15 protein-coding genes, 3 tRNA genes and 1 pseudogene are annotated in these 13,547 nt (G+C 37.6%); 10 read left to right on the forward strand and 9 right to left on the reverse strand.

Features of this window, described 5'->3' with window-relative positions:
- The first annotated feature begins 153 nt into the window (after positions 1–153).
- Entirely contained in the window at positions 154–1,512 is a 1,359-nt protein-coding gene (locus tag MZO21_RS08610) for an alanine/glycine:cation symporter family protein (RefSeq protein WP_154773542.1), read from the forward strand.
- Positions 1,513–1,581: 69 nt separating this feature from the next.
- On the opposite strand, the gene MZO21_RS08615 is transcribed toward MZO21_RS08610, so the two are convergent.
- Together MZO21_RS08615 and MZO21_RS08620 are read right to left on the reverse strand one after the other, a co-directional pair.
- Complete coding sequence (locus MZO21_RS08615; protein WP_154773543.1) at positions 1,582–1,998, reverse strand: hypothetical protein; 417 nt, start codon at positions 1,996–1,998, stop codon at positions 1,582–1,584.
- Positions 1,999–2,033: 35 nt separating this feature from the next.
- Positions 2,034–2,183 (reverse strand): hypothetical protein, encoded by a 150-nt coding sequence (locus MZO21_RS08620; RefSeq protein ID WP_248103305.1) that lies wholly within the window; start codon positions 2,181–2,183, stop codon positions 2,034–2,036.
- Positions 2,184–2,187: 4 nt separating this feature from the next.
- On the opposite strand from MZO21_RS08620, the gene radA reads away from it, so the two are divergent.
- Together radA and MZO21_RS08630 are read left to right on the forward strand one after the other, a co-directional pair.
- Positions 2,188–3,573, forward strand: a complete 1,386-nt coding sequence (gene radA / locus MZO21_RS08625) for a DNA repair protein RadA (RefSeq protein WP_154773544.1) — start codon at positions 2,188–2,190, stop codon at positions 3,571–3,573.
- A gap of 119 nt (positions 3,574–3,692) precedes the next feature.
- Positions 3,693–4,703 (forward strand): Tim44 domain-containing protein, encoded by a 1,011-nt coding sequence (locus MZO21_RS08630; RefSeq protein ID WP_154773545.1) that lies wholly within the window; start codon positions 3,693–3,695, stop codon positions 4,701–4,703.
- 32 nt (positions 4,704–4,735) lie between these two features.
- Here the strand turns inward: MZO21_RS08630 and MZO21_RS08635 are convergent.
- Positions 4,736–5,419, reverse strand: a pseudogene (locus MZO21_RS08635) (aspartate/glutamate racemase family protein).
- Positions 5,420–5,539: 120 nt separating this feature from the next.
- Complete coding sequence (locus tag MZO21_RS08640) at positions 5,540–6,724, reverse strand: trypsin-like peptidase domain-containing protein (protein ID WP_171501356.1); 1,185 nt, start codon at positions 6,722–6,724, stop codon at positions 5,540–5,542.
- A 168-nt stretch (positions 6,725–6,892) separates the two neighbouring features.
- Here MZO21_RS08640 and MZO21_RS08645 point away from each other — a divergent pair, with 168 nt between their 5' ends.
- The 7 genes from MZO21_RS08645 (at position 6,893) to MZO21_RS08675 (ending at position 9,903) form a co-directional block, all read left to right on the forward strand.
- Positions 6,893–7,651: a Nif3-like dinuclear metal center hexameric protein gene (locus MZO21_RS08645; RefSeq protein ID WP_154773546.1), complete on the forward strand. Its 759-nt coding sequence runs from the start codon at positions 6,893–6,895 to the stop codon at positions 7,649–7,651.
- A gap of 161 nt (positions 7,652–7,812) precedes the next feature.
- A complete protein-coding gene (locus MZO21_RS08650) occupies positions 7,813–8,439 on the forward strand; it encodes a superoxide dismutase (protein ID WP_154773547.1) in 627 nt (208 codons plus the stop codon).
- Between the two features lie 157 nt (positions 8,440–8,596).
- A tRNA-Asn gene (locus tag MZO21_RS08655) sits at positions 8,597–8,672 on the forward strand.
- A 5-nt stretch (positions 8,673–8,677) separates the two neighbouring features.
- Positions 8,678–8,753: transfer RNA gene (locus tag MZO21_RS08660), tRNA-Asn, on the forward strand.
- A 260-nt stretch (positions 8,754–9,013) separates the two neighbouring features.
- Complete coding sequence (locus tag MZO21_RS08665; RefSeq protein WP_228273469.1) at positions 9,014–9,205, forward strand: hypothetical protein; 192 nt, start codon at positions 9,014–9,016, stop codon at positions 9,203–9,205.
- Between the two features lie 113 nt (positions 9,206–9,318).
- A tRNA-Asn gene (locus MZO21_RS08670) sits at positions 9,319–9,394 on the forward strand.
- A gap of 56 nt (positions 9,395–9,450) precedes the next feature.
- Entirely contained in the window at positions 9,451–9,903 is a 453-nt protein-coding gene (locus MZO21_RS08675) for a DUF2726 domain-containing protein (RefSeq protein ID WP_171501357.1), read from the forward strand.
- 58 nt (positions 9,904–9,961) lie between these two features.
- Here MZO21_RS08675 and MZO21_RS08680 read toward each other — a convergent pair whose 3' ends face one another.
- The 5 genes from MZO21_RS08680 to glnA all read right to left on the reverse strand — a co-directional run bounded on the left by MZO21_RS08680 (position 9,962) and on the right by glnA (position 13,544).
- The gene (locus tag MZO21_RS08680; protein WP_154773549.1) at positions 9,962–10,186 is read right to left on the reverse strand and encodes a hypothetical protein; all 225 of its coding nucleotides are present in this window, start codon (positions 10,184–10,186) and stop codon (positions 9,962–9,964) included.
- A gap of 109 nt (positions 10,187–10,295) precedes the next feature.
- On the reverse strand, positions 10,296–11,174 hold the full coding sequence (ubiA, locus tag MZO21_RS08685) for a 4-hydroxybenzoate octaprenyltransferase (protein WP_154773550.1): 879 nt from the start codon (positions 11,172–11,174) through the stop codon (positions 10,296–10,298).
- A 9-nt stretch (positions 11,175–11,183) separates the two neighbouring features.
- On the reverse strand, positions 11,184–11,675 hold the full coding sequence (locus MZO21_RS08690; protein ID WP_154773551.1) for a chorismate--pyruvate lyase family protein: 492 nt from the start codon (positions 11,673–11,675) through the stop codon (positions 11,184–11,186).
- A 77-nt stretch (positions 11,676–11,752) separates the two neighbouring features.
- Positions 11,753–12,031 carry a hypothetical protein gene (locus MZO21_RS08695; protein ID WP_154773552.1) on the reverse strand — a complete coding sequence of 93 codons (279 nt, stop codon included), beginning with the start codon at positions 12,029–12,031 and terminating at the stop codon, positions 11,753–11,755.
- Between the two features lie 97 nt (positions 12,032–12,128).
- The gene (gene glnA / locus MZO21_RS08700) at positions 12,129–13,544 is read right to left on the reverse strand and encodes a type I glutamate--ammonia ligase (protein ID WP_171501358.1); all 1,416 of its coding nucleotides are present in this window, start codon (positions 13,542–13,544) and stop codon (positions 12,129–12,131) included.
- Positions 13,545–13,547 lie beyond the last annotated feature (3 nt).

Consider the following 13,547-nt stretch of genomic DNA (forward strand, 5'->3'; position numbering starts at 1 on the left):
TAAAGTGCACGCCCTCTTGTAATCTTCGTATATCTGTGTAAAAACTAAACATATATAAAGTTATTCAAGCTACTTTATATGTGCATTAAATAATAAATTGGCATAGTGATTGCTTTAATTAAATAACGAATAATCAGGATGAGAATAATATATATGCAAAATTTACAATCGTTTATGGAAACACTAAGTGGTTTGGTCTGGGGACCATATATGTTGGTACTCATTGTAGGTACTGGTATATTTTTAACCTTCCGACTACTTTTTTGGCAATTTAGAATGTTGCCTTTAGCATTCAAACAAGTTTTTGGGAAACATCCAGATAAAAAAGATTCAGGTGATATTTCACAATTTGCATCACTCATGACTGCGCTATCTGCAACCATTGGTACAGGTAATATTGCAGGTGTAGCAACAGCTTGTGTTTTAGGTGGTCCTGGTGCTGTTTTCTGGATGTGGATGACTGCATTATTTGGTATGGCAACAAAATACGGCGAAGGTGTTCTCGCTGTTAAATATCGTCATAAAAATGAAAAAGGCGAAATGAACGGTGGTCCGATGTATTACATCGAGCGTGGCCTTGGTTCAAAGTGGAAATGGCTTGCTGTTTTATTTGCCTTATTTGGTACCTTAGCTTCATTTGGTATTGGTAGCTCTGTTCAATCAAACACTGTAGCACTTGCTGTTGAAAACAGTATGGGTATTGAAACTTGGATAACAGGTGTCGTAATTACTGCTTTCTCTGCCTTGGTTATTTTAGGTGGTATTAAAACCATTTCTAAAGCATCTTCTGTCATTGTTCCTGTTATGGCAATTGGTTATGTAGCTGGTGGTTTGGTTATTATTTTCAATAATCTAGAGTTAGTTGCGCCTGCACTTAAAATGATTTTCACATATGCATTTACAGGTGAAGCTGCCGTTGGTGGTGCGATTGGTGCTGCAATTCGTTACGGTGTTGCACGTGGTGTATTCTCAAATGAAGCAGGTATGGGTTCTGCACCTATTGCCGCTGCTGCTGCAAAAACTGACCACGCTGCCCGTCAAGGCTTAGTGTCTATGACAGGTACTTTCATCGATACGATTATTGTTTGTTCTATTACAGGTATTGTGCTTGTAATGGGCTATATCATGGCTGGAAATACATTTGGTGGAGAAACAGGTGCGGTTCTTACCATTCACGCCTTCGATAAGCTATTACCTGGTGTTGGTGGCTGGGTTGTGACTTTCGGTATTATTTTCTTCGCATACTCAACTATTTTAGGCTGGAGCTACTACGGCGAAAAATGCTGTACTTACCTATTAGGTGAAAAGTATGTATTAATTTACCGTCTTATCTACATTGCTTCTGTATTTGTAGGATGTGTAGCAACGCTTGACCTTGTATGGCTATTTGCAGATACATTCAACGGCTTAATGGCTGCACCAAACTGTATCGCTTTATTATTACTTTCAGGCATTATTGCCAAAGAATCGAAAGACTTTATTGCAAAACGCAAATCAGGCGAATTGTATTAAGTTTAAAAGCGAATCTAAATATTAAAAAAGCCACCTTCCGGTGGCTTTTCTTTTATATCAACTTCTATTTTAAGATGGCGTACCGTTCCAAGTATCATCTTCAAAATCTGTATCTGCATTCATGACACGTTCAGCTTGAAGTTCAATGGCTGTTTCTAAATATAAAACAAAGAAATAGACACCTTCAATTTTCATTACACCTTCTTCATCTTCCAAGTAATCGCTCAGAATTTGATATTGCTCATTCTCTAAATCAAATGGCACATCAATATAAATATCGCCCCAATAGCTATCGATTGAGCCTTCTTCTTCAAGTCCCATACATTTTTCATAAGGAATGTTATTTTGCTCTAACCAGCTCAATACATCTTGACGATTTGAATCTGGGTTTTGTTCATTCTCTTCATAATCTTCAAAATGTACAAAAAGTACATCACGGTTCTTTTCGCGTGCGATCGCATCAATATGTTGCAACAATTGCGGCATGATGTATTTTCCATTTCAAAATAATGAGGCACATATTATAGAACGTGGTGAGCACTTAATGTCAGATCAATTTTGTTTAAACGCCAAAGCTTGTCGCAAATCGATATTTTTTCATACGAAAGACTTGGTTTTAATCTACGTTCACCGCTATGCTGTTCAATAATTTCGAACAATAACTTCATCATCATTATGGCAAAAGCAAAAAGTGTTTATCGTTGTGAGCAATGTGGTACAGACCATCCCAAATGGGCAGGTCAATGTTCAGATTGCGGCGAATGGAATTGCTTAACTGAAGTCAGTATTGCACCCACTGTTACCCACCGTGCTCAATCTAAAATGGGTGGCGGTTATGCAGGACAAGCCGCAAATGTTACAACATTAAATCAAATTACTGTTTCACATGAATCACGTTTAGCTACAGGTATTGGCGAGTTTGACCGTGTATTGGGTGGTGGTTTAGTTACAGGTTCTGTTGTTTTAATTGGCGGTGACCCTGGCATTGGTAAATCAACTATTCTTTTACAAACTGCAACTCATATGGCTGCGGCAAAAAATTCTGCGCTTTATGTAACAGGTGAAGAATCATTATCTCAAGTAGCTTTACGTGCAAATCGTTTAGACTTACCTACAGATAAACTTCGTGTGATGGCTGAAACTTGTGTTGAACGTATTTGTGATGTTCTAGCACATGAACGCCCTGCTGTTGCCATTCTAGATTCTATTCAAACTTTATATACAGAAACTTTGCAATCTGCTCCCGGTGGCGTATCGCAAATTCGTGAATCTGCGGCAATTTTAACGCGCTTTGCAAAAAATAGCGGAACTGCTTTATTTATTGTCGGTCATGTAACCAAAGAAGGATCTCTTGCAGGCCCTCGTGTTTTAGAACACATGGTCGATTGTGTTTTATATTTTGAAGGTCAGTCCGATTCGCGCTACCGTATGATTCGTGCCGTTAAAAACCGTTTTGGTGCAGTGAATGAACTTGGCGTTTTTGGCATGACAGATAAAGGTTTAAAAGAAGTTGCGAATCCATCTGCCATTTTCTTAAGTCGTTACGATGAAGCGATTCCCGGCTCTATTGTAATGATCAGCCGTGAAGGAACTCGTCCGCTTTTAGTTGAAGTACAAGCTTTAGTTGATGATGCTCACGGTCAGCCAAGACGTGTTGCGCTTGGTTTAGAACAAAACCGTTTAAATATGCTACTTGCCGTTATGCATAGACATGGCGGTGTACAAACATCAGGACAAGATGTTTATGTCAACGTTGTAGGTGGTTTGAAAATTACCGAAACTGGTTCGGACTTAGCTGTTCTTTTAGCATGTGCTTCAAGTTTACGCGGCAAAGCCTTACCACAACAGCTTGCTGTATTTGGTGAGGTTGGGTTATCAGGTGAAATTCGCCCTGTTCCAAACGGTCAAGAACGCTTAAAAGAAGCGGTAAAACATGGTTTCAAATATATTATTTTACCAAGAGGCAATGCGCCACAAAAACCAATTCCAGGTGTTCAAATTATTGCAGTTGCACGTTTACATGAAGCACTCACTGAAGCCATTAATTTAAACGATGAGTAAAACCCATATTGATTAAATTACAATCAATCTAAAAAATATTCATTATTAGTTGTTGAAAAACTTCTAAAATGACTGCATAAATACAAACGTATTACTTATTATTTTATTAGGAAACTTTAATGGAAGTTCGACAGCGTGGTTTGATTGCTGGTTTTTTAACAGCAGCATTATTGGTAGCACCTTTAGCAGCAGAAGCAAAACGTGCAGGTGGCGGTAAAAGTCATGGCATGAGTCGTCAAGCAGCTCCTTCTCAGTCTTACCAACAACCTCGTCAAGCGACTCCTGCTCAACAGCCTGCTGCTCCAGCGACTGCTCCTGCTAAATCAGGCCCAGGTGTTGGTGGCATGGTTGCGGCTGGTGTTGCTGGTGCTGCTATTGGCGCAGTTGCTGCAAATGCTTTAGCAGATGATAAAGCACCTGCCGCGTCAGAAGCTCAAGTAGCTCCTCAACAAGAAGAGGAAAAAGGCGGTATTCCAAGTTGGATTTGGATCTTACTTGCTGCAGCTGCTGCCTTCTTCGTTTTCCGTAAGATGGGCGCAAAAAAAAAATTAGCAGCTAACAACCCGTATGCGCCAAATAGCGGTACAAATAATGCACCGTTTGGTCAAGCACCAACTGCAGGTCGTCCATCAAACGACAACAGCAATATTTTTGGTCAAAATGTAGGTGGTTCTGCGCCAACAAATAATGCACCATTTGGTTCTGCTCCTGTAAACAATGCTCCTTTTGGTGCTGCGTATACAAATAGTGGCAACCAATTACCTGATGGTTCTGAACCTGCAACGTTCTTACGTGTTGCTCGTCAGCGTTTTAATCATATTCAATCTATGAATACGGCTAGTAATATTGCAGAAATTCAGCGTTACTTAACGCCTGATCTTTACCAGTCTATGTATAACGACATTATGGCGAATCAAGATCAAGACGTTGCTGAGTTTTCTAACTTAAATGCAATGGTTGCAGATTCAGCAACAGAAAATGGTCAATATGTTGTAAGCGTTCGTTTTACAGGTACTGTAAGCGAAGACTTAAACAGCTTGCCACAACCATTTGCTGAAGTTTGGCATTTTGTTAAACCTGCTGGTTCAAGCCAAGAATGGTTAGTTGCTGGTATTCAACAAGAAAGCTAAGTCTATTAATAAATAGATCAAAAAAAGCGAGCCTAGAGCTCGCTTTTTTTATTCATCATTCCAATAAAATCGACCAATTTATTCACATGAATTTCCGTTGAATCAAAAAGAGGAATAGAAACACCATCTTTAGACAATAGCATACCAATTTCCGTACAGCCCAAAACAACACCCTGCACGCCATCTGCAATAGCATCATGAATAATTGAAATGTAGTCTTGTTTAGACTTTTCCAATATTTTACCTAAACATAACTCATCATAAATAATGGAATGTACAATTTTTTGTTGATTCATATTCGGAACAACAACCTCAATGCCTTTCAAATTCAACTTATTTTTATAAAAGTCTTTTTGCATTGTAAATTTTGTACCTAACAATAAAACTTTGGTTTTATTCGCCTGATTTATCTGGTCTGCAACAGCATCAGCTATGTGAAAAAACGGAATAGAAATATGATTTGATATTTCAGGGGCAACTAAGTGCATTGTATTGGTACATAAAGCAATCGCATCAACACCTATGAACTCAAGCTTTTGAGCAATTTCTTTTAAATATGCAGCTGCATCATTCCAATGACCTTGTGATTGCATGTGCTCTATTTCTTGAAAATTCACACTATATAAAATGAGATGTGCCGTATTTAAACCGCCCATTTTTTCATTGACCAATTTATTGATTTTTTAATAATACAAATCTGATGACTCCCAACTCATCCCACCAATCAATCCAATTTTTTCATTCTTTTTCACCCTCTACTTAATAAATATATTTGTAATAAAAAAGCTCCTATTTAGGAGCTTTTAAAATTTGATAAGATCTAATTTACATGATATTTACTGTTTAGGCAGTGGTATAAACTGCTTATCTTTATTGCTTTGAGATTTACGCTCACCAATAACAACAGATAAAGTTAGGCTCTCATCGCCACGGTTAACAACGACAGAAACGGTACTGGTAGGTACTTGAAGTGCAACATAATTAATTAACTGTGCTGGTGTAGAAATTGCCTCACCATTCACACTCATAATAATATCACCACGTTTCAATCCCGCTTTTGCCGCTGGGCCATCTCTTAAAACATCGGCAACCACAACACCATTTTGCTCAGGGACTAAAATATCATCTTGCTTAGATGGCAATAAGCTTATACCTAACCATCCACGAACAACACGACCATCTTTTAAAATTGAGTTTAAAACTTGCTGACAAATTTTAGCAGGAATGGCAAAACCAATTCCCATAGAACCACCAGATTGCGAGAAAATTGCAGTATTTACACCAATTAAATTACCTGCAACATCAATTAAAGCACCACCCGAATTACCTGGGTTAATTGCAGCATCGGTTTGAATAAAATCTTCATAGGTATTAATACCTAAATCTGAACGACCTGTTGCAGAAACAATACCTTGAGTGACTGTTTGTCCAACACCAAATGGATTTCCAATGGCTAAAACAACATCACCTACCTCATTACCACTTAATTTAAATGGCAATACAGGTAAATCATCTAATGCAATTTTAATCACTGCTAAATCTGTATCTGGGTCTGTACCTATTACTGCAGCAACAGCACGACGACCATCATGCAATGCAACAACAATTTGATCTGCCTGAGAAATCACATGATTATTCGTTAAAATATATCCATCTTTACGAACAATAACGCCAGAACCTAAACTATTTTCGTTTGGACCTTGTTTAAGCTGATCGGGTAATTCATTACCAAAAAATTCGCGAAATGCAGGATCGTCCAATAAAGGATGATTCATTTGCTTCACTTTTTGCGTTGTAAAAATATTAACAACCGCAGGTGCAGCAACTTTCACTGCTTCACTATATGAAACCACACCACCAGTACGTGTTGTGTTAATCAGTGGTTCTACTTTTTCTGCTGGCATTTTTATCCCATCTGAAGCGATAGGTGCTTTTGGCTTCTGCATAAACTGCCAGCCTAAAAAGCCCAAAATGACAATAATAAGTAACACCCACGGTAACCAAGTCAATGTACGGCGCACGGTTTTGTCCTCTTAAATATTTTAATTCGTTGATGACTAAAGTAATTTATGCACTATTGTAAAGCGAAACACAATTAGATACATAAAAAAGCCCAATAGTTTTGTCTTGCTTTAGTTACAATTTAAACTGTATGTTGATCGTTATATTTTTTAAGGCTTTATAAATTTATGGCAAAGCTGAATGACATTATTAATTGGTGTAATAGCACATTAAAATCTTCGGAATTTAAAGATTACGCACCAAATGGTCTTCAAATTGAAGGCGCTCAAGAAGTGACTAAAATTTTATGCGCAGTAACCGCCTCGCAAGATGCTATTGATGCAGCTATTGCACAAAATGCAGATTTACTTTTAGTGCATCATGGCTATTTTTGGAAAGGCGAAGCCTACCCAATTACAGGAATGCGCGGCAATCGTATTCGCAGCTTAATTAAAAATGATATTTCTTTAGTTGGCTATCACCTGCCTTTAGACTCACATCCTACTTTAGGAAATAATGCTGCTATTGCAGAAATTCTTGAACTCGAAAATATTGAAGCTTTAGATGAAAGTGAACGACATCCTATTGGAAATATTGGCTATTTAAAACAAGCCATGACACCTGAAGGCTTTAAAAAATATTTAACTGAACGTTTAGGATTTGACACAATTCATCTAAATGCTGACAAAAACACCATCCAAAAAGTTGGTTTTTGTACAGGTGCAGCACAAGACTATATTACGAAAGCATATGAACAAGGTTGTGATGCTTTTATTTCTGGCGAAGTAAGCGAACGTACTTTCTATGAAGCTAAAGAATTGAATGTTCATTACTATGCTTGTGGACATCACGCTACAGAAAGATACGGTGTTCAACGCTTAGGAAAAGCAATTTCAGATCAATTTAATATCGAATACAGTTATTTCGAACTGAATAATCCTATTTGATAAAAAAGCATCAAATATTTTTACAATAAGCTACCCTTATTCGAATATATTTATGCTTTATTCTCTATTGTTATTAGCACTCAATGCGCAATTTTAGCTAAGAATCTATTACAATAAGACCACTAACTGTCAAAACCCAGCAAAATGCAAGGAATTGAAAAATGACTACGATTACTTTACCAGCATTACCATATGGCTACGAAGATCTTGCTCCTCATATCAGCAAAGAAACTTTAGAATTCCATCATGACAAACACCACAATACTTATGTTGTTAACTTAAACAACTTAGTTAAAGGTACTGACCTTGAAGGTAAATCTTTAGAAGAAATCATCACTGCTTCTGCTGGCGATGCTTCTAAAGCAGGTATTTTCAACAATGCTGCACAAGTTTGGAACCACACGTTCTACTGGAACTGTATGGCTAAAAATGGCGGTGGTGCTGCAACTGGCGCTTTAGCTGCTAAAATTGATGAAGCTTTCGGTTCTTACGAAAAATTTGCTGAAGAGTTTGCTGCTGCTGCAACAACTCAATTCGGTTCAGGTTGGGCTTGGTTAGTTGCTGATGAAGTAAACGGCAACCTTTCTATTCTTAAAACTGCAAATGCTGATACACCAATGGCTCATGGTAAAGTTGCTGTATTAACAATTGACGTTTGGGAACATGCTTACTACATCGATTTCCGTAACGCACGTCCTGTTTACATCAAAACTTTCTTAGAAAGCCTTGTAAACTGGGATTACGCAAACGCTAAATATGCAGGTCTTGCTGCTGGCGTTGAAAAATAAGATTTAAATATTTCTTATTTTTAGTCTAAAAAATCACCCTTTTCGGGTGATTTTTTATTTTTTAAGCAATAAACGAATACTTATAAAGCAAACAATACATTTCTTTAGATTCTCTGGTTGACGGCTTGTCATTTCATCCCTAAAATGCGCATCAGATTCTCCAATAGCTCAGTCGGTAGAGCGACGGACTGTTAATCCGCAGGTCCCTGGTTCGAGCCCAGGTTGGAGAGCCATCTATTCTTCCATAGCTCAGTCGGTAGAGCGACGGACTGTTAATCCGCAGGTCCCTGGTTCGAGCCCAGGTGGAAGAGCCAAGATTCTAAAAAGCCCAAGCATTATGACTTGGGCTTTTTTTATATCTATATATTTAGGTACCTTTCTAATAACAGCTCTATATATTGTTCATTTCTTGCTTTTTCGCTATCTTAAAAATAATCAATAAAATGAATGATTAAAAATTATGGATACACCTTGGTTAAAGTCTCTTATTTTTTGGGCGATTGTAATTACCGTTATTTTTGCAGTTTTTCAATGCTAGCAAAAAACAGAAAATAATAAACAAGCCTCTGCCCTCATGTATGAACGTCTGTACCAATGTACACGTGACTTAAAAACTGAACATAAAGTGCTACTAAATTCTATTCAGCAAAAATTAACAGAAAATTTAAACCAGCAAGACATGGTAAAACTCATTAATGAATGTAGAAAAGTAAATCCATCCAAACCACGTGAATATTATATTCAAGCTATTAAATCGAGTAATTAAGATCATTAAATTGTCGTTGCGTTTACTTTTAAATCAATTAATTCAAAAATATGGTGTTTTTTCCAATTCTTGCTTGACCTTGTAGCATTTGCCACATAGAATTCGTTTCAGATTCTCCAATAGCTCAGTCGGTAGAGCGACGGACTGTTAATCCGCAGGTCCCTGGTTCGAGCCCAGGTTGGAGAGCCAAATTCTAAAAACCCACTCATTACGAAGTGGGTTTTTTATTGCTTAAAGATCCTGCCGTGTTTGAATCAATTCAATTTACTTTCTTTCTTATAGGATGTATTGCCTCTTTGGCTTTATTTATCCTTGTTGTTCAGCGCTATGTGCGACCAACTCAAAAATATTACCCCCGTCCTGTAATTACAAATTTTGAAAGTAAGATGTTTGCTCGTCTTAACCAAAGTTTTCCTGAATATCACATACTTGCACAAGTTGCATTTAGTGCGCTTATCACCCATCACAATATGAAAGTTCGCGCTAAGTTCAATCGTAAAGTAACCGACTTTGTAATTTTAGATAAGAAGTTGCAAGTCATTGCAATCATCGAACTGGATGATCCAACACATATAGGCAAAGAACAAGAGGATGCTGAACGTGACGCTATGCTTTTACAAGCAGGCTATCAAGTTTATCGCTATACCAATATCCCAAGTCCACAAAGCTTAAGACGCGACATCTTAAATCACTCTTAATCTTTTATAGATATAAAAAAAGCGACCTTTAAGTCGCTTTTAAAATTTCATAAAATTATTAATCAGCCTTTGCTAAAGCTTCAGAAGCAGCACGCTCTCGCGCTTCCCTTTCTTTCACTTTTTGCATAATTTCTTCACGTTGCTGTTTATACTTTTCCTGATTCTTTGCATCACCATTTACCGCAAGAAATGCCATACCAACCAAAAACAAAGGAATAATTAATCCTAAGCTTGCTAAAAATATTGTCTTTTTAGAAAGTGGCTTCTTTGTAGATTGCGTCATTTAAAATCCAGTATGCAAGGAACAAAAGGTTATTCAATATACTTGAAACAAAATATCATTCAATAAAAAAGCATCCTTTTTAGAATGCTTTTCTTTAAAAATTCGCTGCTTATTGTAAAGCGACAACAATACCAATAAAAATGATTAACCCTACCCATCTATTGTGTCTAAATGCCCAAAAACACAATTGTGGATCTCTATCTTTCGTTTTCGTCCATTGATAAATAAAATCGGCAGCAACGCATAATAATGCGATTACACCAAATGGAATAAGTAAGTTTTCGATATATAACGCTGTACCAATTAAAATAATACTGAGTAACTGTAGCAGTGAAATAATTTCAATGTCGTACTTACCAAATAAAATTGCGGTAGATTTCACACCAATTTTTAAATCGTATTCACGGTCTGTAATGGCGTACTGCGTGTCATAAGCCACTGTCCAAGCCAAATTACCCAAATAAAGTAACCAACAAGTTAAACCTAATTCAGCCCCTACAGCGGTATATGCCATAGGAATAGACCATGAAAAAGCAGCACCTAAAAATACTTGTGGTAAATGTGTGTAACGCTTCATAAATGGATAAATAAACGCTAAAAACAATGCACCAAATGAACAATAGAACGTTTCTATTGGTAAAAAGAACAACATACATGCGCTTGCAGCAACTAGAAATAGAAACACATAAATAGCTTCTTTTGCGCTAATAATTCCTGTTGCAAGTGGTCGATTTTTCGTGCGTTCTACCGCACCATCTACCTTTCGGTCTGCAAAGTCATTAATTGCACAACCTGCTGCACGCATAAAAATAGTCCCTAAAATCATTGGAATTAAAATTCCAATTTCAGGCATACCTTTATTTGCAATCCAAAGCGCCCACATGGTTGGCCAAAACACCAACTCTGTACCAATTGGCTTATCAAAACGGCACAAATAATAATAAGCTTCTAAACGCTCACGCCATGTGATCTGCTGCGCAACAGACATATATATCCTTTAACCTTGCTGAATAAACTGCTCAAAGGCAGGTAAAAACGTTTCTTGAACTATAAATTTACAATCGTGCCAAGTATAGCAACTTTGGCGTGTCCATCCTTCATCTAATAAAATTACGCGTCTTTCACAGCTTGGGTTAGTTCGATCAAATAGGAATTTACCAATTGGTTTTTTTCCAATATGTTGAAATAGTCGTGCTTTACCCTGCAAACTTAAAATCGGAAATATGCTTTTTGCTTTTACCCAAGCTTCAGCTTCAGAACCATATAATAAAGTTTCACGAACCCAAGATGTATGATGTATTGGAGACTTCATCCACATCGCATCTTCACGTTTTAATCGCTGGAAATACTCTTTCGTTGGTTGTACTTTAAATTGTCCTTTCCCCAACTCTGTAAGCTGTTGAGTCAGTGAACCTGATGCATACAACCAATGACGTAATTCAGGCGAAATTCTTTTATCTTTAAGTTCAAGTTCTCGCTTATTACGCATATATTCACAGCTCTTCAAAATATTCTATTTAATCTAATACAACACATTTCAAGATATTTTCATCTTAAATAATGTATTTAGCTTGCTTCTGTTTTAGCAATAACCTGAAATTTACCTTGTGCATTTTTAATTAAAATTAAGCCTTCTGCACTTAAATAAAACTCTTCAGGATAATCAAACTCTAAAGCCAATTCAGGATGACGAAGCGCAATAAACTGCGCGTGCTTATATCCCTCTAAAGTACGCCCTACTTCTAAATAAGTAACTTCTGAAAAATTTAGCTTAAAACCTTTTTCCTGATCTTGCGGATCTATCCAAGGAAAAAAACTCGTATGCTTTTTACGTGGTTTCGCCATAATGACTTTAATTCAATAATCTTTTCATTATATTAACCCAAGATACAAAAAAACCCGCAACTCGTGCGGGTTTTTTACAGTGAAATTCTAAAAAGAATTACAAGCTGTAGTACATATCAAATTCAACTGGGTGAGTTGTCGTGTTCAAACGACGAACTTCTTCAGTTTTAAGCTCGATATAAGCATCTAGCATTTCTTTAGAGAATACACCACCTTTAAGCAGGTAGTCATGATCCGCTTCAAGAGCTTCAAGAGCCATATCTAAGCTGTGAGCAACTGTAGGGATTTTCGCTTCTTCTTCAGGAGGAAGATCGTACAAGTTTTTGTCAGCAGCTTCACCTGGGTGAATCTTGTTTTGAATACCGTCAAGACCAGCCATTAACAATGCAGCGAAACCTAAGTACGGGTTCATCATTGGATCTGGGAAACGTGCTTCAATACGTTTGCCTTTAGGGCTAGAAACGTAAGGAATACGAATAGAAGCAGAACGGTTACGTGCTGAGTAAGCAAGCATAATTGGTGCTTCGAAATGCGGAACTAAACGCTTGTACGAGTTTGTAGAAGGGTTAGTTAATGCATTCAATGAACGAGCATGTTTGATAATACCACCAATGAAGTACAACGCCATTTCAGAAAGGCCTGCATATTCATCACCAGCAAACAAGTTCTTGCCATCTTTAGAGATAGACATGTGAACGTGCATACCAGAACCGTTATCGCCAACCATTGGTTTAGGCATAAACGTAGCTGTTTTAGCATATTGATGAGCAACGTTCCAAACAGCATATTTAAACTGTTGTACTTCGTCTGCTTTACGAACCATAGTGTTGAAGCTTACACCAATTTCTAATTGGCAAGATGCAACTTCATGGTGATGTACTTCTACACGACCAGGGCCCATTATATCTTCAATTTTTTGACACATGTCAGCACGCATGTCATGTGAAGAATCTACAGGAGGAACTGGGAAGTAACCGCCTTTAACACGTGGACGGTGACCAGAGTTACCGCCTTCGTAGTCTTTATTTGTAGACCAAGCAGCTTCTTCAGCGATTAATGTATGGCGAGCGCCAGACATATCGATGTCCCATTTAACTTCGTCAAATACGAAGAATTCTGGTTCTGGACCAAAGAATGCTGTATCACCAATACCAGTAGACTTTAAGTATTCTTCTGCACGGCGAGCAATCGAACGTGGGTCACGGTCATAACCTTGACCTGTTGAAGGCTCAATTACGTCACAAGTTACAACGACAGTTGGTTCTGCGAAGAACGGGTCTAAGAAACATGTTTCCGCGTCTGGGCGTAAAATCATGTCTGAAGCTTCGATACCTTTCCAACCAGCAATTGAAGAGCCGTCAAACATTTTACCGTCTTCAAATGTATCTTCGTCAATTGTATCTGCTGGGTAAGTTACGTGTTGCTCTTTACCCTTAGTATCAGTAAAGCGAAAATCGACCCATTTTGCGCCACTTTCTTGGATGAGTTGAAGGACCTTGTTCGCCATGCTCATTTT

The organism is Acinetobacter portensis (assembly GCF_023158935.1).
Lineage (GTDB): Bacteria > Pseudomonadota > Gammaproteobacteria > Pseudomonadales > Moraxellaceae > Acinetobacter > Acinetobacter faecalis.

Excerpts from the sequence above, each read along its gene's own strand:
- MZO21_RS08615 (WP_154773543.1), bottom strand. The coding sequence starts at position 1,998 with ATGCCGCAATTGTTGCAACATATTGATGCGATCGCACGCGAAAAGAAC.
- MZO21_RS08610 (WP_154773542.1), top strand. The coding sequence starts at position 154 with ATGCAAAATTTACAATCGTTTATGGAAACACTAAGTGGTTTGGTCTGG.
- MZO21_RS08645 (WP_154773546.1), top strand. The coding sequence starts at position 6,893 with ATGGCAAAGCTGAATGACATTATTAATTGGTGTAATAGCACATTAAAA.
- MZO21_RS08695 (WP_154773552.1), bottom strand. The coding sequence starts at position 12,031 with ATGGCGAAACCACGTAAAAAGCATACGAGTTTTTTTCCTTGGATAGAT.
- MZO21_RS08620 (WP_248103305.1), bottom strand. The coding sequence starts at position 2,183 with ATGATGAAGTTATTGTTCGAAATTATTGAACAGCATAGCGGTGAACGT.
- MZO21_RS08665 (WP_228273469.1), top strand. The coding sequence starts at position 9,014 with ATGTATGAACGTCTGTACCAATGTACACGTGACTTAAAAACTGAACAT.
- glnA (WP_171501358.1), bottom strand. The coding sequence starts at position 13,544 with ATGAGCATGGCGAACAAGGTCCTTCAACTCATCCAAGAAAGTGGCGCA.
- MZO21_RS08630 (WP_154773545.1), top strand. The coding sequence starts at position 3,693 with ATGGAAGTTCGACAGCGTGGTTTGATTGCTGGTTTTTTAACAGCAGCA.
- MZO21_RS08690 (WP_154773551.1), bottom strand. The coding sequence starts at position 11,675 with ATGCGTAATAAGCGAGAACTTGAACTTAAAGATAAAAGAATTTCGCCT.
- MZO21_RS08650 (WP_154773547.1), top strand. The coding sequence starts at position 7,813 with ATGACTACGATTACTTTACCAGCATTACCATATGGCTACGAAGATCTT.
- radA (WP_154773544.1), top strand. The coding sequence starts at position 2,188 with ATGGCAAAAGCAAAAAGTGTTTATCGTTGTGAGCAATGTGGTACAGAC.
- MZO21_RS08680 (WP_154773549.1), bottom strand. The coding sequence starts at position 10,186 with ATGACGCAATCTACAAAGAAGCCACTTTCTAAAAAGACAATATTTTTA.
- ubiA (WP_154773550.1), bottom strand. The coding sequence starts at position 11,174 with ATGTCTGTTGCGCAGCAGATCACATGGCGTGAGCGTTTAGAAGCTTAT.